Annotated in this window: 21 protein-coding genes; 16 read left to right on the top strand and 5 right to left on the bottom strand. The window is 66.2% G+C overall.

Features of this window, described 5'->3' with window-relative positions:
- Positions 1 to 7: 7 nt before the first annotated feature.
- The 8 genes from ASPU41_RS00230 to ASPU41_RS00195 all read left to right on the top strand — a co-directional run bounded on the left by ASPU41_RS00230 (position 8) and on the right by ASPU41_RS00195 (position 8147).
- On the top strand, positions 8 to 460 hold the full coding sequence (locus ASPU41_RS00230) for an NUDIX hydrolase (RefSeq protein ID WP_069949201.1): 453 nt from the start codon (positions 8 to 10) through the stop codon (positions 458 to 460).
- Between the two features lie 367 nt (positions 461 to 827).
- The gene (gene rsgA / locus ASPU41_RS00225; RefSeq protein WP_069952377.1) at positions 828 to 1970 is read left to right on the top strand and encodes a ribosome small subunit-dependent GTPase A; all 1143 of its coding nucleotides are present in this window, start codon (positions 828 to 830) and stop codon (positions 1968 to 1970) included.
- 331 nt (positions 1971 to 2301) lie between these two features.
- Positions 2302 to 3396 (top strand): ABC transporter ATP-binding protein, encoded by a 1095-nt coding sequence (locus ASPU41_RS00220; RefSeq protein ID WP_069949200.1) that lies wholly within the window; start codon positions 2302 to 2304, stop codon positions 3394 to 3396.
- Entirely contained in the window at positions 3396 to 4130 is a 735-nt protein-coding gene (locus ASPU41_RS00215; protein WP_069949199.1) for an ABC transporter permease, read from the top strand. The genes ASPU41_RS00220 and ASPU41_RS00215 overlap by 1 nt, the downstream gene beginning before the upstream one ends.
- Complete coding sequence (locus ASPU41_RS00210) at positions 4127 to 4873, top strand: ABC transporter permease (RefSeq protein ID WP_069949198.1); 747 nt, start codon at positions 4127 to 4129, stop codon at positions 4871 to 4873. Before ASPU41_RS00215 ends, ASPU41_RS00210 begins: the two co-directional genes overlap by 4 nt.
- The gene (locus ASPU41_RS00205) at positions 4870 to 5832 is read left to right on the top strand and encodes an ABC transporter substrate-binding protein (RefSeq protein ID WP_069949197.1); all 963 of its coding nucleotides are present in this window, start codon (positions 4870 to 4872) and stop codon (positions 5830 to 5832) included. The genes ASPU41_RS00210 and ASPU41_RS00205 overlap by 4 nt, the downstream gene beginning before the upstream one ends.
- Positions 5833 to 5994: 162 nt before the next feature.
- The gene (locus tag ASPU41_RS00200; protein ID WP_069949196.1) at positions 5995 to 7215 is read left to right on the top strand and encodes a pyridoxal phosphate-dependent aminotransferase; all 1221 of its coding nucleotides are present in this window, start codon (positions 5995 to 5997) and stop codon (positions 7213 to 7215) included.
- Between the two features lie 77 nt (positions 7216 to 7292).
- Positions 7293 to 8147, top strand: coding sequence for a PPK2 family polyphosphate kinase (locus ASPU41_RS00195; protein WP_069949195.1), 855 nt, complete (start codon positions 7293 to 7295; stop codon positions 8145 to 8147).
- Positions 8148 to 8162: 15 nt separating this feature from the next.
- Here the strand turns inward: ASPU41_RS00195 and ASPU41_RS00190 are convergent, their stop codons facing one another.
- Genes ASPU41_RS00190 through ASPU41_RS22445 form a run of 3 tightly spaced genes read right to left on the bottom strand, consistent with a single transcriptional unit; the run spans position 8163 to position 9884 of the window.
- Complete coding sequence (locus ASPU41_RS00190) at positions 8163 to 8393, bottom strand: exodeoxyribonuclease VII small subunit (protein WP_069949194.1); 231 nt, start codon at positions 8391 to 8393, stop codon at positions 8163 to 8165.
- A 53-nt stretch (positions 8394 to 8446) separates the two neighbouring features.
- Positions 8447 to 9736 carry an exodeoxyribonuclease VII large subunit gene (gene xseA / locus ASPU41_RS00185; protein ID WP_069949193.1) on the bottom strand — a complete coding sequence of 430 codons (1290 nt, stop codon included), beginning with the start codon at positions 9734 to 9736 and terminating at the stop codon, positions 8447 to 8449.
- Positions 9729 to 9884 (bottom strand): hypothetical protein, encoded by a 156-nt coding sequence (locus tag ASPU41_RS22445; RefSeq protein ID WP_157356887.1) that lies wholly within the window; start codon positions 9882 to 9884, stop codon positions 9729 to 9731. The genes xseA and ASPU41_RS22445 overlap by 8 nt, the downstream gene beginning before the upstream one ends.
- 84 nt (positions 9885 to 9968) lie before the next feature.
- Between ASPU41_RS22445 and ASPU41_RS00180 the strand changes: the two genes are divergently transcribed.
- On the top strand, positions 9969 to 10811 hold the full coding sequence (locus ASPU41_RS00180; protein WP_083266277.1) for a hypothetical protein: 843 nt from the start codon (positions 9969 to 9971) through the stop codon (positions 10809 to 10811).
- An 80-nt stretch (positions 10812 to 10891) separates the two neighbouring features.
- Positions 10892 to 11983: a 4-hydroxy-3-methylbut-2-enyl diphosphate reductase gene (locus ASPU41_RS00175; RefSeq protein WP_069949192.1), complete on the top strand. Its 1092-nt coding sequence runs from the start codon at positions 10892 to 10894 to the stop codon at positions 11981 to 11983.
- A 51-nt stretch (positions 11984 to 12034) separates the two neighbouring features.
- Here the strand turns inward: ASPU41_RS00175 and ASPU41_RS00170 are convergent, their stop codons facing one another.
- Positions 12035 to 13333: a DNA recombination protein RmuC gene (locus ASPU41_RS00170; RefSeq protein ID WP_069949191.1), complete on the bottom strand. Its 1299-nt coding sequence runs from the start codon at positions 13331 to 13333 to the stop codon at positions 12035 to 12037.
- A gap of 114 nt (positions 13334 to 13447) precedes the next feature.
- On the opposite strand from ASPU41_RS00170, the gene ychF reads away from it, so the two are divergent.
- From ychF to ASPU41_RS00150, 4 genes are all read left to right on the top strand, one after another.
- On the top strand, positions 13448 to 14533 hold the full coding sequence (gene ychF, locus ASPU41_RS00165; protein WP_069949190.1) for a redox-regulated ATPase YchF: 1086 nt from the start codon (positions 13448 to 13450) through the stop codon (positions 14531 to 14533).
- A gap of 323 nt (positions 14534 to 14856) precedes the next feature.
- On the top strand, positions 14857 to 16638 hold the full coding sequence (locus ASPU41_RS00160) for an ABC transporter family substrate-binding protein (protein ID WP_069949189.1): 1782 nt from the start codon (positions 14857 to 14859) through the stop codon (positions 16636 to 16638).
- A 181-nt stretch (positions 16639 to 16819) separates the two neighbouring features.
- Positions 16820 to 18361: an ABC transporter permease gene (locus ASPU41_RS00155; protein WP_069949188.1), complete on the top strand. Its 1542-nt coding sequence runs from the start codon at positions 16820 to 16822 to the stop codon at positions 18359 to 18361.
- Entirely contained in the window at positions 18358 to 19455 is a 1098-nt protein-coding gene (locus ASPU41_RS00150) for an ABC transporter permease (RefSeq protein WP_231941124.1), read from the top strand. Before ASPU41_RS00155 ends, ASPU41_RS00150 begins: the two co-directional genes overlap by 4 nt.
- Before the next feature lie 33 nt (positions 19456 to 19488).
- Here ASPU41_RS00150 and ASPU41_RS00145 read toward each other — a convergent pair whose 3' ends face one another.
- Positions 19489 to 20118, bottom strand: a complete 630-nt coding sequence (locus ASPU41_RS00145) for a PH domain-containing protein (protein ID WP_069949186.1) — start codon at positions 20116 to 20118, stop codon at positions 19489 to 19491.
- A 79-nt stretch (positions 20119 to 20197) separates the two neighbouring features.
- Here ASPU41_RS00145 and ASPU41_RS00140 point away from each other — a divergent pair, with 79 nt between their 5' ends.
- A complete protein-coding gene (locus tag ASPU41_RS00140; protein ID WP_069949185.1) occupies positions 20198 to 22027 on the top strand; it encodes an ABC transporter ATP-binding protein in 1830 nt (609 codons plus the stop codon).
- A 252-nt stretch (positions 22028 to 22279) separates the two neighbouring features.
- Entirely contained in the window at positions 22280 to 23965 is a 1686-nt protein-coding gene (locus ASPU41_RS00135) for a peptide ABC transporter substrate-binding protein (RefSeq protein ID WP_069949184.1), read from the top strand.
- The last annotated feature ends 53 nt before the right edge of the window (positions 23966 to 24018 follow it).

The following is a 24018-nucleotide window of genomic DNA, read 5'->3' as shown; positions in this document are numbered from 1 at the left end:
TGGTGGGATGAGCCTGAACTTCGACACCCGCCCGGCTGCCTACGCGGTCATCATCCGCGACGGCGCCATCCTGCTGGCGTACTGGAAGCAGGGCGGCAAGGAAGGCTGGACCCTGCCCGGCGGAGGCCTGGACCTGGGCGAGCACCCCGTGGACGGCTGCCGCCGGGAGATTTATGAGGAAACGGGGTACGACGCGGCGGTCGGCGGCATGCTGGGGATCGACGTCGGGCACTGGCCCGCGGAGATCCGGATCGACGGCGGAGAACGCGATTTCCAGTCCCTCCGGCTCATCTACGAAGCGACCGTCACCGGCGGGGAGCTGCGGCACGAGGTGGACGGCAGCACCACGCACGCGGCCTGGATCCCGCTGGAAGACGTCGCAGGGCTGAACAAGGTCTCGCTGGTCGACGCGGCGCTGCGGCTCCACCGCGAGCGTCCGCTGGATGGCAAGCTCTCCTGAGATGAAACTGCCCTGGCGGGTTCCCTAGCCAGGGCCGGTGGGCCCGGCTTATTCTAAAGAAGCCGCCGGGACATGCCGGCCGAACCGGCACCCGGCGATAACGGGTACCGACACCGGGACAGCCAAGGGGAACGGGGAGGTGGGGACGATGACTGCAGAACGCCTGCGCGCACAGCGCGCCACCATCAGCCAAGTCATTATTCCTGCCCCGGCCACCCGCATCCGCTAGCCTCACAGCTGCCAGGTTCCACCCTGTAGCGCGGCACGTGCCCGGGCCCCATCAAAGGGTTTTCCGTTGACTGCTTCTTCTGCACGTTCTGCTCCACGTCCTGCTGCACGTCCGGGCGCGTCCGGCGCCCCGCACACCATCACCAACCCTCCCGCCGGTCCGGCTGGCTACGGCTTCACCGCCGCCGTGGCCGAACGTTTCGCGGCCCACCCCGTGGCGGGCGGCACGGGCGCTGGCCGGGTCATCCGCGTGGACCGCAACCTGGTCCTTGTCGCCGCACACGATCAGACCCTCCATTTGCCCTACCCCGGTACCGGGGAGACGCCCGCGAGCGGGGACTGGGTCTGGCTGGGATCGAACACCGCGGGGGAGCCTGCCATCACGGGAGTTCTGCCGCGGCACTCGGAACTGAGCCGCAAACGCGCCTTTGACGCCTCGTCGGAGGCGCAGGTCCTCGCCGCCAACATGGACATCGTCGGCGTTGTGGTCCCCGTGGACCGGCCGCTCACCCACAACCGGCTCGAACGCACCCTCGTCGCGGCCTGGGACTCGGGCGCCACCCCGCTCGTCATCATCACCAAGGCGGACCTTGCCGACCTTGCCGACGATGTCGTGGGCAAGGTGATCCTCCAGGCGGCCGGCGTCGCGGTGGTCACCACCTCCGCGGAACACGGCGACGGCCTCGACGAACTGCTGGGCCACCTCCCTCCCGGCGGCACCCTCGTGCTGCTGGGTCCCTCCGGGGCCGGGAAGTCCACTCTCATCAACGCCCTCGTTGGCGCCCCGGTCCAGGAAACCGGGGCGGTCCGCGCCCGTGACGGCAGGGGCAAACACACCACCGCGTCCCGCGAACTCGTCCCTTTGCCCGGCGGTGCCGTTCTGATGGACACCCCGGGGGTCCGCGGCTTCGGGCTGTTCGACGCCGACGGCGGGATGGCGGAGATGTTCGGCGATCTCGAGGAGCTCTTCCGGCGGTGCCGGTTCTCCGACTGCGCCCACGGCCGGGAACCCGGCTGTGCCGTGCAGGCCGCCCTCGCGGACGGCTCCCTCGATAACCGGCACTGGGCGAGCTACCTCAAACTCCAGCGTGAACTCGCAGCCCTGGCACGGCGGCACGATGCTGCCGCCCGCCGCGCCTACTCACGGGAGTGGCACCAGACGATATCGGCCGCCGGTAAGAGCCAGCGCTCGGCAGAACGGGACAGCCACGAGAAGGCTGAAAGGCGCGGTGCAAAGGGCGGCGGCAAAGGCCGGGGCCGGCACCCGGGCGGCACCCGCTGACCGGGAGTCGAGTGCCCAGAAGCAACGCGGGGTCACTTGCGGCCCATGCCGCCCGATGGAATGGGCGCGATGTGACCCCGCGTTGCAGGTGTAGCGCCCCCATGGCGGTGGATGGGTGCTGCGGCGGAAAACTTTCCGGCGCAGCACCCATCCAAAATCGCCTGTCCTACGAATAGCAACGTCAGCCACTGCGCCCTTGACGATATCCCTGACTTTGTCAGCCGCGCTGGCTAGGCTGGGTTCTACCTGCTTTACAGCCAAAAATCAGCGTGTCTATGATCAGTTGGCTGGAACGTCCGATGTTGCCGCCAACAGTTAGGTAAGCCCGGAAATGGCTGAAGCCATGATCGAGTTCCAGAGCGTCACCAAGCAGTACCAGAGCGGTCAACCTGCCGTGGATGACCTGACCATGTCCATCGACAAGGGTGCCATCACGGTTTTCGTCGGGCCCTCGGGCTGCGGCAAGACAACCTCGTTGCGGATGATCAACCGCATGGTCGAGCCGACCTCCGGAACCATCACCGTGGGCGGTGAGGATGTCACCTCGGTGCCGGCCGCCAAGCTGCGCCGTTCCATGGGCTACGTCATGCAGTCCTCCGGGCTGATGCCGCACCGCTCCGTGCTGGACAACATTGCCACCGTGCCCCGGCTCAACGGCGTGCCCAAGGCCGAGGCTCGGAAGCGTGCGCAGGAGCTGCTCGACGTCGTCGGGCTGGCATCTGCGCTGGGCAAACGGTACCCCTCACAGCTCTCCGGCGGCCAGCAGCAGCGCGTGGGAGTGGCACGGGCGCTCGCCGCCGACCCTCCCGTTTTGCTCATGGATGAGCCCTTCAGCGCCGTGGACCCCGTGGTCCGCGAAGAACTCCAGCAGGAACTCCTGCGGCTCCAGCGCGACCTGGCCAAGACCATTGTCTTCGTCACCCACGACATTGACGAGGCCACCGTGCTCGGGGACAAGGTGGCGGTGTTCGGCCTCGGCGGAAAACTCGCGCAGTACGCCACCCCGGAGGAAATCCTGCGCGCCCCGGCCAGCGACTTCGTGGCGTCCTTCGTGGGCCGGGACCGCGGCTTCCGGCACCTGGGCTTCAGCCCGTCCGACGGGGTGACCGTGCACCGGGCCAGGACGATCACCACCGCCGAACTCGAGCATGACGGCAACGCGTCGGCCGACTGGCAACTGGTGGTCGACGATGACCTGCGACCGCTCGGCTGGTCGGGCCCGGGCAAGGGCACCGCGACGGTTCCCGGCGGATCCCTCTTCCGCAAGGGCGACACCCTCCGGCGCGCCCTCGACGCGGCGCTCTCCTCGCCCTCCGGGCTGGGCGTCGCCGTCGACGCAGACGGCCGGGTGGCCGGTGTCATCACCGCCGAAGAAGTTCTCGCCGTGATCGAATCGGACCGCCGGGTCCGGCAGGGCGCGCTCTGATGGACTGGTTCCTGGCCAACAGCGCGCAGGTGTTCAGCCTCGCCGGCCAGCACCTTGTGCTCTCCATCCTGCCAATGGTGTTTGGGGTGCTGATTGCCGTCCCGCTGGCCCAAGTTGCCCGGCAGAACCGCGTGCTCCGTTCCGTGGTCCTGACGGCTTCCTCGCTGCTGTATACGATCCCTTCACTGGCGCTCTTCATCATCCTGCCAACCATCCTGGGAACCCGGATCCTGGATCCCCTCAACGTTGTGGTGGCGTTGACCATCTACGCCGTCGCCCTCCTGGTGCGCGCCACCCTGGACGCCTTTGACTCGGTGGACGAGGACCTCCGGCAGGCCGCCGTTGCCATGGGGTTCAAGCCGCTTGCCCGCTTCCTGCAGATCGATCTGCCGCTGTCCCTGCCGGTGCTGTTCGCCGGCCTGCGCGTGGTCTCCGTCAGCAACATCTCCCTGGTCAGCGTCGCGGCCCTGCTCGGCATCGGCAACCTCGGGATGCTCTTCACCTCGGGCCTGCAGCGCGACTTCGTCACCGAAGTGGTGGTGGGCATCATCGCCATCCTCATCCTGGCCCTGCTGATGGACGCCATCCTGGTCCTGCTCGAACGGCTGCTGACCCCCTGGACCCGCGCTGCGGCCACCACCGGCACCGTTTCCGGCGCCGGCCAGGCCACGGCGGGCCCGGCTGCCGCAGCCCTGCGGGTGTCCGACTCACGGACTGCGGGCGGCACCTCATGAGCAACACCGTCACGGACACCTTTGACTGGCTCGGCAATCCGGAGCACTGGTCCGGCAGCGCCGGAATCCCGGAACGGCTGGCCGAGCACCTGCTGTATACGGGCCTGGTCATGCTAATCGCCACCGCCATCGCCGTCCCCGTTGGCCTGTACGTAGGGCATACCGGCCGCGGGCGGGTCGCCGCCGTGGCCGTCGCCGGCGCCCTCCGGGCCCTGCCGACCCTGGGCCTGCTCACACTTTTCGTGCTGCTCGCGGGCATCGGGCTGATGCCGCCGGTCTGGGCCCTCGTGATCCTGACAGTCCCGCCGCTGCTCGCCGGCACCTACGCCGGCATCGCCAGCGTGGACCGGAACGTCGTCGACGCCGCACGGGCCATGGGCATGACCGAGCTGCAGGTCCTCTTCCGCGCCGAGTTCCCCAACGCCCTGCCGGTGATGTTCGGCGGGTTCCGGACCGGTGTGCTCCAGGCCATCGCCACTGTCTCGGTGGTGGCGTACATCAACCTCGGCGGCCTCGGACGGTACCTGTTCGACGGGCTTGTGCTGTCCGACTTCCCCCAGATGCTGGGCGGGTCCCTGCTCATCGCCGGACTCGCCATCGCCGTGGACCTTGTCCTTGCCCTTATCCAGAGGCTGTTCCTGTCCCAGGGGGCCTCTTCCCAGCCAAACCGGAGCCAGCAGGCTGCGGTTGATCTCACAGACCCTGTACCAGCGGGGACTGTTGTTCAAGGAGGTACGTCATGAAGAAAACCCGCCAACGAGCACTCGGCAGGCGCGCATTCGGCGGCCTGGCCGCCGGCGTCGGCCTGGCCATGGCACTGTCCGCCTGCGGAGGCTCATCAGATCCGCTCTCGACCTCACCCGCCACGGGCGGGGCCACCTCCGCGTCGGGCTCTGCCCTGGTGATCGGTTCCGCCGATTTCCCCGAGAGCCAGATCATCGCAGAGGTCTACGCCGGTGCGCTGAACGGGGCCGGCGTCACTGCAAGCACCAAGCCGAACATCGGTTCCCGTGAGGTCTACTTCAAGGCCGTCCAGGACGGATCGGTGGACGTCATCCCCGATTACAGCGGAAACCTGCTGCTGCACGTCAACAAGGACGCCACGGAGGTCTCGGCCGAGGACATCTACAAGGCCCTGCCCGGCAAGCTGCCGGAGGGACTGGCCGTGCTGGAGCCCTCCAAGGCGGAGGACAAGGACGCGATGGTAGTCACGAAAGCCACCGCGGAGAAGTACCAGTTGAAGTCGATCGAGGACCTCGCCAAGGTCTGCAGCGAACTCGTGGTGGGCGCCCCGGCGACCTTCGCCGAACGCGCCTACGGGCTCCCGGGCCTGGCGAAGAACTACAACTGCGTGCCCAAGAAGCTTGAGCCGTTCAGCGACGGCGGCGGTGCCGTCACGCTCAAGGCCCTGCTCTCCGACCAGATCCAGGTGGCCGACATCTACACCACCACACCGTCCATCGCGGACAACGACCTGGTCGTGCTCGAGGACCCGAAGAACAACTTCATCGCCCAGCAGGTCCTCCCGCTGTACAACACGGCGAAGATGACCGACCAGGCAAAGGAAACCCTGAACGCTGTGTCCAAGGTCCTCACCACCGAGGACCTGATCAACCTCAACCGGGCCGTCAGCGGCAGCCAGAAGCAGAATCCCAAGGACGCTGCCGCCGCCTGGCTCAAGGACAAGGGCCTGGTCAAGTAAGGGGCACTCCCGGACCTTCCTGACGCACGACGGCGGCTGCCGGGCTCCTCGGTTCACGGGGGAGCCCGGCGGCCGCCGTCGTACTTTCCGCCTGTGACGGCGGGACACCCCTGTGAGACAGGTCTCGGCGGAAGTCCATCCGCCATATGGCATATTTGATGAATGGCAGAATTCAAGCAGTCCACCAAGCTTCATAATGTCCTCTACGACATCCGTGGACCGATTCTTCAGGCCGCCCAGCAGATGGAGGCGGAGGGTCACCGCATCCTCAAACTGAACATCGGGAACCCGGCACCGTTCGGATTTGAAGCCCCGGACGCGATCCTGGTGGACATGATCCGCCATCTGCCGCATGCGCAGGGCTATAGCGACTCCCGCGGCATCTTCTCCGCCCGCACGGCCGTCTCGCAGTACTACCAGACCCGCGGAATCCAGAACATCCACGTCGATGACATCTATCTGGGCAACGGTGTGAGCGAGCTCATCACGATGTCCCTTATGGCGCTGCTCAACGACGGCGACGAGGTCCTGATCCCCACCCCGGACTACCCGCTGTGGACGGCCTCGGTGGCCCTTGCCAGCGGCCGGCCCGTGCACTACCTGTGCGACGAGGACTCCGGCTGGCAGCCGGACCTGGAGGACCTGGAAGCCAAGATCACCCCGCGCACCAAGGGCATTGTGGTGATCAACCCCAATAACCCCACCGGCGCCGTCTATCCCGAGGACACCCTCAAGAAGATCGTGGCCCTGGCCGAGAAGCACGGCCTGGTCCTCTTCGCCGACGAGATCTACGAGAAGATCCTCTACGAGGACGCTGTCCACGTGAACATGGCAAGCCTCACCGGCGACGACGTCCTCTGCCTGACGTTCAGCGGCCTGTCCAAGGCCTACCGCGTCTGCGGCTACCGGGCCGGGTGGATGGCCATTTCCGGGCCGAAGAAGGACGCCGCGGACTACCTCGAGGGCATCAGCCTGCTCGCGAACATGCGCCTGTGCGCCAACGTCCCGGCCCAGCACGCGATCCAGACGGCGCTCGGCGGCTACCAGAGCATCAACGACCTGATCCTGCCGGGCGGGCGGCTGCTGGAACAGCGGAACAAGGCCTATGACATGCTCAACGCCATCCCCGGGGTCAGCACGCAGCAGGCCCGGGGCGCCATGTACCTCTTCCCGAAGCTGGACCCCGAGGTCTTCCACATCCGTGACGATGAGAAGTTCGTCCTGGACCTGCTGCGCGAGCAGAAGATCCTGGTCTCCCACGGGCGGGCCTTCAACTGGGTCCGCCCGGACCACTTCCGGATGGTCACCCTGCCGCTGGTGAAGGATCTCGAAGAGGCCATTAACCGCATGGCGGACTTCCTGAGCCGGTACAAGGGGAACTAGCCTAGGCTCAGCAGCGCGGCGCGGGCGGTTCTCCGGCGGTCCGAACGGCGTCTGCCGGAACCGGAAAGAGGCAAGGGATGTCAGACGTCGTGAGATTCAAGGAGCGCCCCTCCGACACTCTGAAGGTGGGCAAGGGCTTCAGCCTGGCGGACACGGACCCGGACTCCACGCCGGGCTACCCGGGGGACAAGAACGACGGCGAGGTGCTGCTCGACGACCTGGACGACAATCTCGCCCAGCTCCAGGAACAGCTTTTCGCCGAATCGCGCTTCGGCGGCACCAAGCGCATCCTGCTGATCCTGCAGGCCATGGATACGGCCGGCAAGGGCGGGATCGTAACGCACGTCATGGGCGCCATGAACCCGCAGGGCGTGAAGATGAAGTCGTTCAAGGCGCCCACGCCGGAAGAAAAGTCCTACGACTTCCTTTGGCGGATCGAGAAGGAAGTGCCGGCCGCCGGGATGGTGGGGGTCTTTGACCGGTCGCATTACGAAGACGTCCTGATCCACCGCGTCCACCGCTGGGCAGATCCGAAGGAACTGGAGCGGCGCTACACCGCGATCAACGAATTCGAGGCGAGGCAGACGGCGTCCGGCACCAAGATCGTCAAAGTTATGCTCCACATCAGCCAGGACGAGCAGAAGGAACGGCTGCTCGCGCGGCTGGATGATCCGTCGAAGCTCTGGAAATACAGCAGCAACGACCTGTTGGAACGCGCATTCTGGAGCGACTACATGGACGCCTACCAGAAGGCATTCGAGCGGACGGGCACCGAGGCCGCCCCGTGGCACGTGGTCCCCGCCAACAAGAAGTGGTACGCCCGGATCGCCGTCCAGCAGCTTCTGCTCGACGCGCTGGAGGGCCTCAAACTGCAGTGGCCGGTTCCGGACCTTGACGTCCCGACGGAACGGGAACTGGTTCTGCGCTCCTGACCGGCCGGCGCCCGGCTAGCCGTCCTGAGGGGGCTGGTCGCGGGCCGCGGCCAGGCGTTTGCGGGCACCCTCGAGCCACTGTTCGCAGCGCTTGGCCAGCGCCTCGCCACGTTCCCAGAGCGCCAGCGACTCCTCCAGGCTCGCGCCGCCGGCCTCGAGCCTGGTAACGATGCCGACGAGCTGCTCGCGGGCCTCCTCGTAGCTCAGAGCCTCAATGTCGGCGTTGGGCGTTGTTTCTACTGCCATGGCGTGCTGCTCCTTGCTGTGTCCCGCGGGACGGATGGTTCGGATGGGATGGCCTATGCGTCTTCGGCGGGTTCCTGGCCGCCGGTCGACTCCGCGGTGAAACGGCCCCCGGCCACGCGGACGGCCAGCGGAGTGCCCGGCGGTGCCTGGTCCGGGTGCCGGACAACGTCCCGGCGGGTGCCGGGGACCGCGCCGCCGTCGGCGAGCTGGACCACGGCGTACCCCCGGTCCAGCGTCTTTTGCGGCGAGAGTGCACGGACCTGGGCTTTGAGGTGAACCAGCTGGTCGGCGGCCCGGACGACGGCGGCGGTGACGGCCGACCGGGCGCGGCCCTTGAGCCGTTCGACGTCGTCGTGCCGGAGGCTGACCATGACCTCCGGGGAAGCCAGTACGGGGCGGGACCGCAACGTGGCCAGGCGGTCCGTTTCACGTTCCACCAGCCGGGTGACACCGCGCCGGAGCTGGTCCCGGGCCTGGCGCACGCGGGCGAGCTCTTCCACCACGTCCGGGACGATCCGCTTGGCGGCGTCGGTCGGCGTGGAGGCGCGCAGGTCCGCGACATCGTCAAGAATCGGCCGGTCCGCCTCATGACCGATCGCGCTCACCACCGGGGTGGAAGCGCCGGACACCGCCCGGATGAGTTCCTCGCTGCTGAACGGCAGCAGATCCTCCAGGGCGCCGCCGCCGCGGGCGATGACGATCACGTCCACCTCGGGGTGCGCATCCAGCTCCCGCAGCGCGGCGATGACCTGCGCGACGGCGGTGTTGCCCTGGACGGCCACCTCGCGGATTTCGAATTCGACGGCGGGCCAGCGCAGGGCGGCGTTGCGCAGCACATCCTTTTTGGCGTCGGAGTCGCGTCCGGTGATCAGCCCGATCCGGTGGGGGAGCAGGGGCAGGCGCTTCTTGCGGGCGTCGGAGAACAGGCCTTCCGCGGCCAGGGCATGGCGCAGCCGCTCGATCCTGGCGAGCAGATCCCCCAGGCCCACCGGCCGGATGTCCTTCACAGACATGTTCAGCCGGCCCGTCTTGAGCCAGAATTCCGCCTTGATCAGGGCCACGACCCGGGACCCGCGTTCCAGCGGGGTTTCCTGCCGGTCGAGCACCTTCGTCCAGACGGAGGCGGGGAGGGAGATCTCAGCGTCGATGTCCCGCAGCGTCAGGTAGGCGTTGGTCCCGCGCCGGTTCAGTTCGATGACCTGGCCTTCGACCCACGCGGACGGGGCACGGTCGATGTGCATCTTGAGTTTCTGGGACAGCAGCTGCAGCGGCCAGGGGTTCTCCGGGCTGGTTTCCGCCGCCGTGCCCGGAACCGTCGTGGCCGCCGCGACGTCCTCAGACATTCCGGTAGCCCGGGGCGGAGATGGCCTTGTGCATGTGGTGGGTGTCCTTTGCCGGGGCGGGGCTGCCGACAGGTGCACACCCCGGCGATTGCGCGTCAGGGAGGGCACCGGCAGACAACTCGAACTTGTCGGTTTCAACTCTATCCATAGCTCTATCATCGGGGCCTGACTTTTATCGTTCCGCGGGCCGCCCCGTAGGATGGCACTACCCACCAACCAACTAGGAATTCTCGTGCGCACTTTTGTCTCGGCCGTAGCGGTACTCATCGGGCTTGTCCTGGCGGCGGTCGCCGTTCCGGCCATGTGGGTGGACCGGAACATCGTCCGGGAGGATGGCTTCGTGGCGTTCACCGCCCCGCTGGGCAAGGACCCGGTGTTTCAGCAGCGGCTTGCTGCGGCTGCCGTCGGCAGTCTCGGCGCGGAGCAGATCCCCGAAGCGCTGAGCGGACTGGTTACGCCCATCCTGGACAGCGCCGCCCGGTCCCTGACGACCATGCCCGGCTACCCAGATGCCTGGACCGAAACCCTGCGCAAGAGCCACCGGCTGAATATTGCCGACCCCACGACGGCGCCGGCCGAGGCCGACGGCGCTTCCACACTCACCCTGGACCTTGCGCCCCTCGTTGCACTGGTGGCGAAACAGGTGGCGGACGCGACGACCCTGCCGCTTGAGGCTCCCGACCAGCTGCTGATCACCATCGGGCAGCCCGAGCACCGGCAGGTCCTCGACCGGGTCTCTGCGTTCGCCCCGATGGGCTACGCCGCGGCCGCCGGCGCCCTCATCGCCTTCGCCCTGGCCTTCGTCGCCGCCCGGCGACGCTGGACTGTCCTGGCCGGCATCGGGCTTGGGGCACTGGTCCTGGCCGGTGCCTGGACGCTGGCCGCCGACGCCGCCGGGGGTGCGGCGACGCGGACCAACAGCGGCAACGAAGTCGCGGAGATCTTCAAGAACGAGTTCGTCTCGGCCGCCAGCTCAAGTTTCGGAGAGTGGACCCTGATGGCGGCCGTGGCCGGCGGCGTGCTGCTGGCAGTCGGACTCCTGCTGCGCGTCGTCGGCGGACGCCGCCGCGCCTGAATGCCCGGCGCCGCGCGCCCGGGTTCCCTGCGCCTGCGGACGGGCCAGGGCTGCCCGCCCGACACCGGTAGCATTGGGGGATGACCTCCACCGCTGTTTCCATTCCGATGCCAACCGTTCCGCGCCGGCGGCGTACGCCGGAGGAAGTGCTGGCCTCAGCCGCCGTCTCCGGCCCGAAAAGGGTCCTGCTCGCGGCCCCGCGCGGCTACTGCGCCGGCGTCGACCGTGCGGTCATAGCGGTGGAAAAAGCCCTGGAGCACTACGGTCCGCCGGTCTACGTTCGCAAACAGATCGTCCACAACGTGCATGTGGTCAGCTCCCTGGAGGAAAAGGGCGCCATCTTCGTTGACGAGACCGACGAGGTCCCCGAGGGCGCACTGGTGATTTTCTCCGCCCACGGTGTCTCACCCGCCGTGGTCCAGTCTGCCGAGGACCGCGGGCTGCGGACCATCGACGCCACCTGCCCCCTCGTGACCAAGGTGCACAAAGAAGCGGTGCGCTTCGCGAAGGACGACTTCGACATCCTGCTGATCGGCCACGACGGTCACGAGGAAGTCGAAGGAACCGCCGGCGAGGCCCCCGAGCACATCCAGATCATCAACGGCCCGCACGAGGTCGACAAGGTCACCGTCCGGGACCCGGAGAAGGTTATCTGGCTTTCCCAGACCACCCTCAGCGTCGACGAAACCATGGAAACGGTCCGCCTCCTCAAGGAGCGCTTCCCGACCCTGCAGGATCCGCCCAGCGACGACATCTGCTACGCCACCACGAACCGCCAGGTGGCCATCAAGAAGATCTCGCCGCAGGCCGACCTCGTGATTGTGGTCGGATCGGCCAACTCGTCGAACTCCGTCCGGCTCGTGGAGGTTGCGCTGGAGTACGGTGCGAAGGCCTCCTACCGCGTGGATTTTGCGAACGAGGTGGACGAAACCTGGTTCGAGGGTGTGGCCACCGTCGGCGTGACCTCGGGGGCCTCGGTCCCGGAAGTCCTGGTCAAGGATGTCCTACGACTGCTCGCCGACTACGGCTACGGCTCGGTCGAGGAAGTCGTCACGGCCGAGGAGGACCTGCTCTTTTCGCTGCCAAAGGAACTCCGCGCCACGCTAAAGCAGGCCGGCGACGTCACGCGCGCCCTCGGGGGCCGCGGGGCACGCCCCGCCCAGAGCTCCTAAGAGCCGTCGCAGGACGCGCCCCTCCGCCGGGGCGCGCCGCGGCGCCGCTGCCTAGGCTGCGGACTCCCGATCCTCATTGGCCGAATCGCCCAGGGATGCGTCCGCCTGCCGGCTGCCGGAACCAATCCCCGGCCCGTTCCCGGGCTGGAGTTCCGGTGCAGCCACGGAGCGCGGCGTCACCTCCACGGCTGCGGGGGTGGTCAGCCCGGTCGCATCCAGGGCATTGAGCTTGCGTGCGGTCGGCAGCACCCGGGCCTCCAGCGTTCCCACCATGGAGTTGTAGCGGTCCACCGACGTTTTGAGCGAGGCGCCGAGCTTGGTCACGTTGTCCCCGAGGGTGCCCATCCGCTCGTAGAGCTGGTGGGCGAGTTCGAAAAGCTCGCGCGCGCTGTCCGTCAGGACGTCCTGGCGCCAGGTGAAGGCGACGGACTTCAGGACCGCCAGCAGGGTCGAAGGGGAGGCCAGCACCACGTTTTTGGACAGGGCGTAGTCGAGCAGCGCCGGGTCCGCGGACAGTGCGGCCGCCAGAATCGACTCGGCCGGCAGGAAGCAGACCACCAGTTCCGGCGAGTTGCCAGGAATGTCCCAGTACTTCTTGCTGCTCAGCGCGTCCACGTGGGCCTTCAGGGCCTTGGCATGGGCCAGCAGATGGGCCTGCTGCCCGCCCAGTGACTGTGCGTGCAGGTGCCCGCCGGCAGACGCGCCAAGTTCCTGCGCGGCCAGGTAGGAGGCGAGCGGGACCTTGGCGTCGACCACGAGCTGTTTCTGGCCGGGAAGCTGCACGACGAGGTCGGGCCGGAGGCTGGTCTCCGTCGCGGCGCCGTGCGGCTGCCCGCTGTGCACCTGCTCGTGGAAATCGACGTGGCGCAGCATCCCGGCCGCCTCGACCACGCGGCGAAGCTGGACTTCGCCCCACTGGCCGCGGGCGCTGTTGGACCGCAGCGCCGACTCCAGGGCATGCGTTGAACGCAGCAGCTGTTCGTCGGACAGCCGGGCCTCCTGCAGCTGCTGGGCCAGCTGCCCGTACTGCTCCAGGCGGTCGCGCTCCAGCAGTGACACCTGCTGTTGTACCGCGGTGAGCTTCTCCGCCACCGGGGCCAGGGCACGCAGCACGCTGCCGTCCTGGTTCCGGGACTCGCCGAGTTCCCGGTTCTGGGCAGCCAGCAGCCGCCTTTCCGCGTCAGCCGCGGCGAACTGCGCGCTGACCTCGGAGAGCCGGCCCGACACGGCGTCGAAGTCCTGCTCCACAGCGAGGGTCCGGCGGCGGACCAGCAGGTAGACCACAGCGGCGCCGGCGACTGCGCCGACGAGCAGCATGAGGAGGGAAAGAATCAATGCAAAAGCGTCCATGCCTTCACTCTGGCATGCCCCTGTGACAGTTTCCGGCCGACGCCCTGCAGCCGGCCAACCAGGCTCCGGTGCCGCTGTGGGGTTCCCCGGCCACAGCAGGTAGAATTAGTACTCGTGGCTCTTACTATTGGCATCGTCGGACTGCCCAACGTCGGCAAATCAACTCTTTTCAACGCACTGACCCGCAACCAGGTGCTCGCAGCGAACTATCCGTTCGCCACGATCGAGCCGAACGTCGGCGTCGTCAGTCTTCCGGACCCGCGGCTTGCCAAGCTGGCCGCCGTCTTCGGATCCCAGCGCCTGCTGCCCGCACCGGTGTCCTTCGTGGACATCGCCGGGATCGTCAAAGGCGCGTCGGAGGGCGAGGGCCTGGGAAACAAGTTCCTCGCCAACATCCGCGAGGCCGAGGCCATCGTCCAGGTCGTCCGGGTGTTCGATGATCCCGATGTCATCCACGTGGACGGCAAGGTGGATCCCGGCTCGGACATGGAGACCATCAACACCGAGCTGATCCTGGCTGATCTTCAGACGATCGAAAATGCGATTCCCCGGATCGAAAAAGAAGTCAAGATCAAGAAGCGGGAAGCCGCCGAGCTGGCCGCGATCAAGGCGGCCCAGGCCGTGCTGGAACGTGGCGACACCATTTTTGCCTCGGTCAAGAGCGACAAGCTGGAGATGGAGCACCTCAGGGAACTCAGCCTCCTGACCGCCAAGCCTTTCATCTACGTCTTCAACGCGGACGAAGGCATTCTGGGCAGCCCGGAGAAGCAGGAAGAGCTGCGGTCCATGGTGGCCCCGGCGGACGCCATCTTCCTCGACGCCAAGCTCGAATCCGACCTCGTCGAGCTGGACGAGGAGGAGGCCCGCGAAATGCTCGAAATGAACGGCCAGGACGAATCCGGACTTGACCAGCTGGCCCGCGTCGGCTTCCACACCCTCGGGCTGCAGACCTACCTGACGGCAGGACCCAAGGAAACCCGGGCCTGGACCATCCACCAGGGCGACACCGCCCCGCAGGCGGCCGGCGTGATCCACTCCGATTTCCAGCGCGGTTTTATCAAGGCCGAAGTCGTCTCCTTCGACGACCTCATCGAAGCCGGGTCCATGGCCGAGGCAAAGTCCCGCGGCAAGGTCCGCATCGAAGGCAAGGAATACGTCATGGCCGACGGCGACGTGGTGGAGTTCCGCTTCAACGTGTGATGGCATGGTAATTCCATCAAGTAATTAAGGATTAACTCGAGGAGCCCCGATTTGATAATCGGGGCTTTTCCTGTGCCCGGGGACATTAGTCCGGGGCCTCCGGGACGTCAATACTCCTTGTGGAATCCGGATGGAATAAATCCGTCGAATGTTGCAGCTCGGTAACGAACTTTACGGCTGGTCAACTTTCCGCGCGCATAGCTGATTTTCGGGTTTACGCTTCATCCCATGTGAGACGGCCCACACTTCCGTTGGGGAGCGTGGACGTCTGCCCGGTGCCTACGGCCTCGGTCTCAACCACACCACAGAAACAAGGAGGCGGAATGCGCTTCGGTCGTATTTCCAAAGCAGTGGGTGTGGCAGCAGCAGCTGCCCTCGCCCTCAGCGCCTGCGCGGGCAACAGCGGCGGGTCAACCCCGACCACTGCTGCGGCAGCAAGCAAATCAGGCGGTTCGGCAACAGTCGTGGAGGTGAACGCTTTCAACACGTTCAACCCCAACACGGCTGACGGCAACACGGACATCAATTCCAAGATCAGCTACGCCACCCACTCCGGCTTCTTCTACATCGACAACAAACTGAACGTTGTCCGCAACGAGAAGTTCGGCAAGATGGAAAAGACCTCGGACAACCCGTTGACAGTGAAGTACACCATCAACGAGGGCGTGAAGTGGTCCGACGGCACTCCCGTTACCGCTGCCGACCTCGTACTGCAGTGGGCCGCCTTCTCCGGTTACTACGACGACGCCGACACCGAGGCCAAGACCGGAACGTCCTACTTCTCCTACGCCGGTGACCCTACCGGCATCGCGCTGACGGACTTCCCGGAACTCGGCGAAGACGGCCGCTCCATGACCCTGAAGTACTCGCAGCCCTTTGCCGACTGGGAAATCGCCATTGGCGGCCCCGGCGTCGACATCCCGGCCCACGTCCTGGCCAAGAAGGCCGGTCTGGCGGATGCCAAGGCATTCGTTGACCTGGTCAAGGGCATGCCGCGCGGCGACGCCAAGGCGCCCCAGCCGGCCAATGCACAGCTCCAGGCCATGGCGGAGATGTGGAACACCGGTTTCGACTCCAAGACCCTTCCGGCGGACCCGAACCTGTACCTCTCCAACGGCCCCTACATCGTCAAGGGTGTCAACCAGGACCAGTCCCTGACCATGGTCAAGAACAAGGACTACAACTGGGGTCCGGAAGCCAAGCTGGACGAAATCACCGTCCGCTACATCGGTTCCGCCCCCGCGCAGGTTCAGGCGCTCAAGAACGGCGAAGCCGACATCATCGCACCGCAGGCTTCGGCTGACACGGTGGAGCAGCTGAAGGCCCTTGAAAGCCAGGGCGTCACGGTCGAGGTTGGCAACCAGCTTTCCTACGACCACATCGACCTCAACTACAGCGGCGTCTTTGCCGAGCAGAGTGTCCGCGAAGCGTTCATGAAGAGCGTCCCGCGCAAGGACATCGTCGACAAGATCGTCAAGAAGCTGGACCCGGAGGCTAAGCCGCTCGACTCCCAGCTGTTCGTCCCGGACCAGGCCCTGTACACCGAGTCCGTCAAGGACAACGGATCCTCCGCCTACCAGGACGTTGACATCGAAGGTGCCAAGAAGCTCCTCAACGGTGCCACGCCTGAAGTCCGCATCATGTACAACAAGGACAACCCCAACCGTGCTGACATGTTCGCACTGATCAGCGAGTCCGCCGCCAAGGCAGGCTTCAAGATCGTCGACGGCGGTCTGGGCAAGTCGGACTGGGGCAAGGCCCTGGGCGACGGCAGCTACGATGCCACCATCTTCGGCTGGATCAACTCAGGGGTCGGCGTCTCCGGCGTTCCGCAGATCTTCAAGTCGGGCAACGACTCCAACTTCAACCAGTTCAGCGATCCGGAAGCCGACAAGCTCATGGAAGAACTGATTGTCACCACCGACAAGGGCAAGCAGGATGCCCTGATCAAGCAGATCGACCAGAAGATCTGGGCTTCCGCCTACGGCCTGCCGCTGTTCCAGGCAGTCGGCGTGGATGCTTACAGCGACCGCATCACCGGCGTGAAGTACATGCCGAACCAGACCGGTGTCTGGTGGAACTTCTGGGAATGGGCACAGAAGTAGCCGACGACCGCAAGTGACATTTGCTAGCTAAAGGCGTCGGGACCGGGCATTCTGGTTCCGGCGCCTTTCTAGCGACACCCCCTCACGATGGCGGGCCCTGCCACACCATCCGCGGGGAAACGGCCAAACTCTGCGACCGGTCCGGGCAACCCCTGGGCCCGAATACCGAGGTTCTATTCCAATGGTGACCTACATAGTCCGGCGGCTCATTACCGCCGCCCTCATTCTTCTTGGCGCATCCTTCCTGGTGTATCTCCTGACAGCGGCGTCAGGGGATCCACTCGAGGAATTCCGCGCCAGCAGCGCGCCCAACAAACAGCAGCTGATGGACGCACGCACCGAGCTGCTGCAACTGGACACCCCCGCCCCGCTCCGGTACTTCCAGTGGCTCGGCGGGGCAGCCAAGTGTCTGATCCCGTTCGCCGGGACCTGCGACCTCGGCAGAAACATCGCAGGCCAGCCCATCACCGATGCCCTGGGACACGCGCTGATCCAGACCCTGACCCTCGTCACGGGCGCGACCGTGCTGGCGATTCTTATCGGCATCACGCTTGGCATCATCACGGCCCTGCGCCAGTACAGCACGCTGGACTACGGCGTGACGTTCATGGCCTTCCTGTTCTTCTCCCTGCCGATCTTCTGGGTCGCGGTGCTCCTCAAGGAGTACGGCGCCATCGGGTTCAACAACTTCCTCCGGAATCCCGAAATACCCATCCCGGCAGCCCTCGCCATCGGCGCCGTCCTCGGTGTCCTGACCGCCGTGGCTGTCGGCGGCGAGATGAAACGCCGGCTGCTTATCGGCGGCGTGGCCTTCCTGTTCGCCGCCGCCGTGCTGGTGTACTTCTCAGCCACCGAGTGGTTCAAGACCCCGGGGCTGGGCCCGGTGGTCATCGCGATTGCCGGTGTCGGCATTGCGTTCGCCGTGACACTCCTTTCGGCCGGACTCAAGAACCGCAAGGCCCTGCAGTCAGCCCTGATCGCCGTCGGGGTCGGACTGGTGGTCTACTTCGTCATCCAACCGCTGCTCAACGAAGCAACCTTGCTGATGATCGTGCTCCTTGCGGTGGCAGCGGTCCTGGTCGGCCTGGGCATCGGCTTCCTGATGGGCGGCTACGACCGCGGGCAGTCCATGCGGGCGGCAGCGCTCACCTCGTTCCTGGTCGGATTCATGATCCTGCTGGACCGCTACATGCAGGCGTGGCCCACGTACTTCAACAACAGCCGCGTCCGGGGCCGCCCCATCGCCACCATCGGTGCCAGCACCCCGAACATCGAGGGCGATTTCTGGATCCTGAGCCTGGACTCCTTCACGCACCTGATCCTGCCGACCATGGCTCTGATCCTGATTTCGCTGGCCGGCTACACACGCTTCACCCGGGCCTCAATGCTGGAAATCATGAACATGGACTACATCCGGACCGCCCGGGCCAAGGGCCTGTCCGAACGGACCGTCGTGATGCGGCACGCCTTCCGCAACGCGCTGATCCCGATCGCCACCATCGTGGCCTTCGACATCGGCGGGCTGATCGGCGGAGCCGTCATCACCGAGACCGTGTTCTCGGTCCGGGGGATGGGCTTCCTGTTCCTGGACGGCATCTCCCACACCGATCCCAACCCCGTGATGGGCGTCTTCATCTGTGTCGCCATCACAGCCATGGGTTTCAACCTCATTGCGGACCTTGCGTACTCCGCACTTGATCCGCGCGTAAGGGTAAAAGCATGAGCCAGCCAAGTCAGCAGGACGAAATCATGGCCGAACAGGCCGGGCTGCCGGCGGCCGGCATCGAGCCAATCCTTGAGGCCAAGGGCCTGAGTCAGGGCCAAATCGTCCGGAAGCGGTTCCTGGGCCACTCCGGCGCCATCATCGGGCTCGTCGTCTTCGCCATCATCTTCGTCACGGCCTTCACCTCCGTCGGCTACTGGGGCATCCCCGGCTGGTGGAAATACAGCCACGACCAGGTCACCCCCCTGGTCAACGACGGAGTGCCCACCGCCTCGCTGTGGCCGCTGGCCTGGGGCGATCACCCCTTCGGCCAGGACCGGATCGGCCGCGACCTCTTCGCCATGACCATGCGCGGCGCCCAGCAGTCCATCACCGTCATGGTGGTAATCGGCTTCATCGCCGGCCTGGTCGGCGTCGTGGTCGGGGCACTGTCCGGCTACTTCCGCGGCTGGACCGAAGCGGTGCTCATGCGCCTCACCGACGTCATCATCATCATCCCGGGGCTGCTGCTTGCCGCCGTGATGGCACAGATGGCCGGCCGGCGGGACTCCGGTAGCTGGTTCGCCACCTTCGCCAGCACCAACGGCATCCTGGCGCTGGGTATCTTCCTCGGCCTGATCACCTGGGTGGGCCTTGCCCGGTTGATGCGCGGGGAGTTCCTCTCGCTGCGCGAACGCGAATTCGTGGATGCGGCCCGGATCTCCGGGGCAAGCAACGCCCGGATCATCTTCAAGCACATCCTGCCGAACGCCGTCGGGGTGCTGATCGTCAACGTCACGCTGACGATGTCCGCCGCGATCCTCACCGAGACGGCACTGAGCTACCTCGGCGTCGGCGTCAAGGCGCCGGACACGTCGCTCGGGCTGCTCATTTCGCAGAACCAGGAGGCCTTTGCCACCCGGCCGTGGTTGTTCTGGTTCCCGGGCCTGTTCATTGTGCTGATCTGCCTGAGCATCAACTTCATCGGCGACGGCCTGCGGGACGCGTTCGATCCGAGGCAGAAGAAGTTCAACGCCAAGAAGGCCAAGGACACCGGCGGGCGCCACATCGAGGCCACACCCGTCACCGCGTTCGACGGAACCAAGGGCGGATAGATGGCCGCCCCCCGCAACGCCGGCATGGCCGGGCTACTGGGCGGCGACAGCCCAGTAGCTGGCCGCGAGCAACAGCACGACGACGGCGGCCGCCGCCCAGCGGTAGCTCACTTTCACCGGTGTGGTGGCGGCATCGCCGGCGGCCAGGTCGCCGCTCTCCACCAGGTCATGCCAGCGCTCCCGCACCAGCCGGGCTGCCTGGCCGGAGTCGGTGGACTTCAGGTCCCCGGGCCGCACGGACTGGCCGGGACCGTACGTGGTTGCCGGCAGGCCGCGGAGGTCTTCCGGGCGGGCATTGCGTCCGCCCCAGATGCCCGGCGCCGGGGCCGCCCAGGCCACGTAGCTCCTGCGTGCCGTGACCAGGGTGAGGGCAAAGCGGGTGTCGACATGCACCAGGGCCTCCCAGGGCACCTGGACCGACCGGAACGGGTTCTCGAGGGTGACCCCGCCGTCGTGCACCACAACGGCGGGCATCCAGAAAAGCTGCCAGCCCAGGAACGCGACCAGCAGCAGCGGTGCCGTTCCGGCCAGCGCCGCCGGACCGGCGGTCACCGTCGTGACGACGATGCCGAGAACGGCGACCGCCCAGGACAGCCAGGCGAACCACGCGTTCGTTCGGGCCTTGAAGGTTTCAACGTTACCGGCGTGCGGCGCAGAGCTCATGCCCCCCATAATTCAGTATTCCGAGCCGCAGCACTAATCCCCGGTGGACCGGCGGCCCGGGTGGAAGGAAAGCCCCATCATGACTGACTTCATCACCCTCGATCCGGCCCTCACCCCTGCGCCAGGAAAGAGCGAACCCGTACTGGAGGTCCGCGGCCTGAGCGTCGACTTCGGTGTGGATAAAAAGTGGGTGCCTGCCGCCATCGGCCTGAACTATGAGGTGCGCGCCGGTGAAGTGCTGGCGATCGTGGGGGAGTCCGGCTCGGGCAAGAGTGCCAGCTCCATGGCACTGCTGGGCCTGCTGCCGAGCAACAGCCGGGTGACCGGGAGCGTCAAGCTCGCCGGAAAGGAACTGCTGGGGACGGACGAGGCGAACATCCGGGCCGTCCGCGGCAAGGACGTGGCCGTGATCTTCCAGGAGCCCATGACCGCCCTGAACCCGGTGTACACCGTGGGCTCCCAGATCGTGGAGACTGTCCGGCTGCACAGCGAGGTCTCTCCCGACGAGGCCCGCCTGCGGGCCCTGCGGATGCTCGAGCTCGTCGAACTGCCGGATCCGGAGAAGGCCTTCCGGTCCTACCCCCACCAGCTCTCCGGAGGCCAGCGGCAGCGCGCGATGATCGCCCAGTCCCTCTCCTGCGACCCGAAGCTGCTGATCGCCGACGAGCCCACCACAGCCCTCGACGTGACGGTCCAGGCGGAAATCCTGGACCTGATGCGCAACCTGCGCAACAAGCTGGACAGCGCCATCGTCCTGATCACCCACGACATGGGCGTCGTGGCCGACCTGGCCGACCGGATCGCCGTGATGCGCCGCGGTGTGATCGTGGAAACCGGCACGGCGGCAGAGATCTTCCACAACCCGCAGCACGAGTACACCAAGGCCCTGCTCGCTGCCGTTCCGCACCTTGGCCAGGGCGGAGCGGGTTCCGCCGAGGAAGTGGACGTCACCGCAGCCCTCGCCGCCGCCACCAAGGTCGAGCTCGCCTCCATCCCGGAGGAGCAGCTGCTCCGGCGCGAGCGTGAAAACGCCGAGGCCCTGGCCGGCGCCCGGGCCGCAATACCGCAGGGCCAGCCGGTGCTGGAGCTGACAGACGTGGCCATCGAGTACCCCAAACAGGGCCGCGTTCCCGCCTTCCGCGCCGTGGAGGGCGCCAACCTGGTCATCTATCCGGGACAGGTTGTCGGGCTGGTGGGGGAGTCAGGGTCGGGCAAGACCACGATCGGCCGCGCCGCCGTCGGTCTGCTGCCGGTCGCGGCCGGCAGCATGAAGGTCGTCGGCCAGGATATTTCCGCCGCAAAAAGGAACGGCCGGCAGCTTCACGAGATGCGGCGCCACGTCGGCATGGTGTTCCAGGACCCGTCCTCGTCGCTGAATCCGAGGCTTCCGATCGGCGAAAGCATCGGCGAGCCGATGTTCCTTGCCAAGGTGGCGAAAGGTGCCGAGCTGCAGCAACGGATCGAGGCGCTGCTGGACCAGGTGGAACTGCCGCGGAACTACCGAAACCGCTACCCGCACGAGCTCTCGGGCGGGCAAAAGCAGCGGGTTGGCATCGCGCGGGCCCTTTCGCTCAAGCCGAAACTGATGGTCGCCGACGAGCCCACCTCGGCACTGGACGTGTCCGTGCAGGCCAAGGTGCTGGACCTGTTCCAGAACCTGCAGAAGGAGCTCGGCTTTGCCTGCCTCTTCGTCACGCACGACCTTGCCGTCGTCGACGTGCTGGCGGACCGGATCTGCGTGATGCAGCGCGGCCGCATCGTCGAACAGGGCACCAGGGACCAGATCCTGCGCAATCCGCAGGAGCCCTATACCCAGCGCCTCCTGGCCGCGGTGCCGCTGCCGGATCCGGAAAAACAGCGCGAGCGGCGTGAATTGCGCGCCCAATTGCTGGAGGCCGGAACGAGTTAAGCCCCCTTAACCGGGACTGCCCGGCGGCGAATATTACCAGCCGGTAGCGTGTGACCTGAAATACATCGGACTTGACGATCTCGGTCACGGTTTTAGTTGGGTCACGGTTTGGCAACAGAGTTCCACCATCTGGACATTCGGGGGTTAGGCTACTCGTATATGTAGGCCACGTCACAGGGGATATCTCTGTGCCTGCCTGCGGGGAAGCATAAGTTTTTCCCTCACGAACTCCCACAACTCTTAGGAGGCGGAATGCGTTTTTCGCGCACTTCCAAAGCACTGGGCATGGTGGCCATCGCCGCCCTCGCCCTGACCGGATGCGGCGCCGGAGGCGGTACCTCAAACGGTGCCAGCCAGGCTGCCGGCGACCCCAACAAGGTCATCACCGCTTACAGCAACGAACCGCAGAATCCCCTCATGCCCGCCAACACCGGCGAAGTCTACGGCGGCCGCGTCGTCGAGCTCCTCTTCGAGGGCCTGACCAGCTACGATCCCAGCGGCAAGTCGGTCAACGCCCTGGCCGAGTCCATCGAGTCCCCGGACGGCCAGAACTACACCATCAAGGTCAAGAAGGGCACCAAGTTCACCAATGGCGAGGAAGTCACCGCCAAGAGCTTCGTTGATGCCTGGAACTTTGCCGCGCTGAGCACCAATGCGCAGGGCAACAGCAGCTTCTTCGAGTCCGTCGAGGGCTACGACGCCGTCAGCGCCACCACCAAGCAGGCGGGAGCGGACGGCAAGGAAACCGAAGTTCCCGCCCCCACCGCCGAGACCCTCTCCGGCCTGGTCCTGAAGGACGACGCCACCATTGAGGTCAAGCTGACGCAGCCCGAGGCCGACTGGCCGCTGCGCCTCGGCTACTCGGCCTTCATGCCGCTGCCCGCCGACGCCATCAAGGACCCGAAGGCGTTCGGCGAGAACCCGGTCGGCAACGGCCCGTACAAGATGGAGAAGGAAGGCGCCTGGCAGCACGACAGCCAGATCGCCCTGGTCAAGAACGCCGACTACAAGGGCGCCCGCGAAGCCAAAAACGGCGGCGTGACCTTCAAGTTCTACACCGATCCGGCCCCGGCCTACACGGACATCCAGGCCAACAACCTGGACGTGACGGACGTTCTGCCCACGAACGCCCTGACGACCTACACCATGGACTTCCCGGAGAACAACCTGAACAAGCCGTACGCCGGCAACTCCACCCTGAACATCCCGGGCTATCTGCCGGAGTTCCAGGGCGAAGCAGGCCAGCTGCGCCGCCAGGCGCTCTCCATGGCGATCAACCGCGAGGAAATCACTAAGGTCATCTTCTCCGGCACCCGCATCCCGGCCAAGGACTTCACCTCCCCGGCTGTTGACGGCTACAACGAAAACGTTGCCGGATCCGAGGTCCTGAAGTTCGATGCCGCCAAGGCGAAGGACCTCTGGACCAAGGCTGACGCCATCAGCCCGTGGCCCGCAGACAAGACCCTGCAGCTCGCCTACAACACCGACGGCGGCAACAAGGAATGGATCGACGCCGTTGCCAACAACTTCAAAAACAACCTGGGAATCAAGGCCGAAGGCCAGCCGTTCGCCAAGTTCGCTGAAATCCTGAAGCTGCGCTCCGCCAAGGAGCTCCCGGGCCTGACCCGCGCCGGCTGGCAGGCCGACTACCCGTCGCTGTACAACTTCCTGGGACCGCTCCTGAAGACCGGCGCCAGCGCCAACTACGAGGGCTACTCGAACCCCGAGTTCGACAAGCTGCTCACCGAAGGCCTGGGCGCCAAGTCCACGGACGACGCCAACAAGAAGTTCACCCAGGCCCAGGAGATCCTGTTCAAGGACCTCCCGAACCTGCCGCTGTGGTACTCCGCCCGCCAGGCTGTCTGGAGCCAGAATGTCAGCAACGTTGACTCCGGCTGGAACGGCGTTCTGCAGTACTGGGCCATCACGGCCAAGTAGTTCCTGAGTTCTGCGGAACTCATTTCCACATCACCAAAGCTTGGGGGTCCGGC

Origin of the sequence: Arthrobacter sp. U41, assembly GCF_001750145.1 — a bacterium.
Taxonomy (GTDB): domain Bacteria; phylum Actinomycetota; class Actinomycetes; order Actinomycetales; family Micrococcaceae; genus Arthrobacter.
This window is presented reverse-complemented; position numbering and strand designations above follow the sequence as displayed.

Coding starts and splice junctions, on each gene's coding strand:
- ASPU41_RS00230 (WP_069949201.1), top strand. CDS start 8: ATGAGCCTGAACTTCGACACCCGCCCGGCTGCCTACGCGGTCATCATC.
- ASPU41_RS00220 (WP_069949200.1), top strand. CDS start 2,302: ATGGCTGAAGCCATGATCGAGTTCCAGAGCGTCACCAAGCAGTACCAG.
- ASPU41_RS00215 (WP_069949199.1), top strand. CDS start 3,396: ATGGACTGGTTCCTGGCCAACAGCGCGCAGGTGTTCAGCCTCGCCGGC.
- ASPU41_RS00210 (WP_069949198.1), top strand. CDS start 4,127: ATGAGCAACACCGTCACGGACACCTTTGACTGGCTCGGCAATCCGGAG.
- ASPU41_RS00205 (WP_069949197.1), top strand. CDS start 4,870: ATGAAGAAAACCCGCCAACGAGCACTCGGCAGGCGCGCATTCGGCGGC.
- ASPU41_RS00200 (WP_069949196.1), top strand. CDS start 5,995: ATGGCAGAATTCAAGCAGTCCACCAAGCTTCATAATGTCCTCTACGAC.
- ASPU41_RS00195 (WP_069949195.1), top strand. CDS start 7,293: ATGTCAGACGTCGTGAGATTCAAGGAGCGCCCCTCCGACACTCTGAAG.
- ASPU41_RS00190 (WP_069949194.1), bottom strand. CDS start 8,393: ATGGCAGTAGAAACAACGCCCAACGCCGACATTGAGGCTCTGAGCTAC.
- xseA (WP_069949193.1), bottom strand. CDS start 9,736: ATGTCTGAGGACGTCGCGGCGGCCACGACGGTTCCGGGCACGGCGGCG.
- ASPU41_RS22445 (WP_157356887.1), bottom strand. CDS start 9,884: ATGGATAGAGTTGAAACCGACAAGTTCGAGTTGTCTGCCGGTGCCCTC.
- ASPU41_RS00175 (WP_069949192.1), top strand. CDS start 10,892: ATGACCTCCACCGCTGTTTCCATTCCGATGCCAACCGTTCCGCGCCGG.
- ASPU41_RS00170 (WP_069949191.1), bottom strand. CDS start 13,333: ATGGACGCTTTTGCATTGATTCTTTCCCTCCTCATGCTGCTCGTCGGC.
- ASPU41_RS00160 (WP_069949189.1), top strand. CDS start 14,857: ATGCGCTTCGGTCGTATTTCCAAAGCAGTGGGTGTGGCAGCAGCAGCT.
- ASPU41_RS00155 (WP_069949188.1), top strand. CDS start 16,820: ATGGTGACCTACATAGTCCGGCGGCTCATTACCGCCGCCCTCATTCTT.
- ASPU41_RS00150 (WP_231941124.1), top strand. CDS start 18,358: ATGAGCCAGCCAAGTCAGCAGGACGAAATCATGGCCGAACAGGCCGGG.
- ASPU41_RS00145 (WP_069949186.1), bottom strand. CDS start 20,118: ATGAGCTCTGCGCCGCACGCCGGTAACGTTGAAACCTTCAAGGCCCGA.
- ASPU41_RS00140 (WP_069949185.1), top strand. CDS start 20,198: ATGACTGACTTCATCACCCTCGATCCGGCCCTCACCCCTGCGCCAGGA.
- ASPU41_RS00135 (WP_069949184.1), top strand. CDS start 22,280: ATGCGTTTTTCGCGCACTTCCAAAGCACTGGGCATGGTGGCCATCGCC.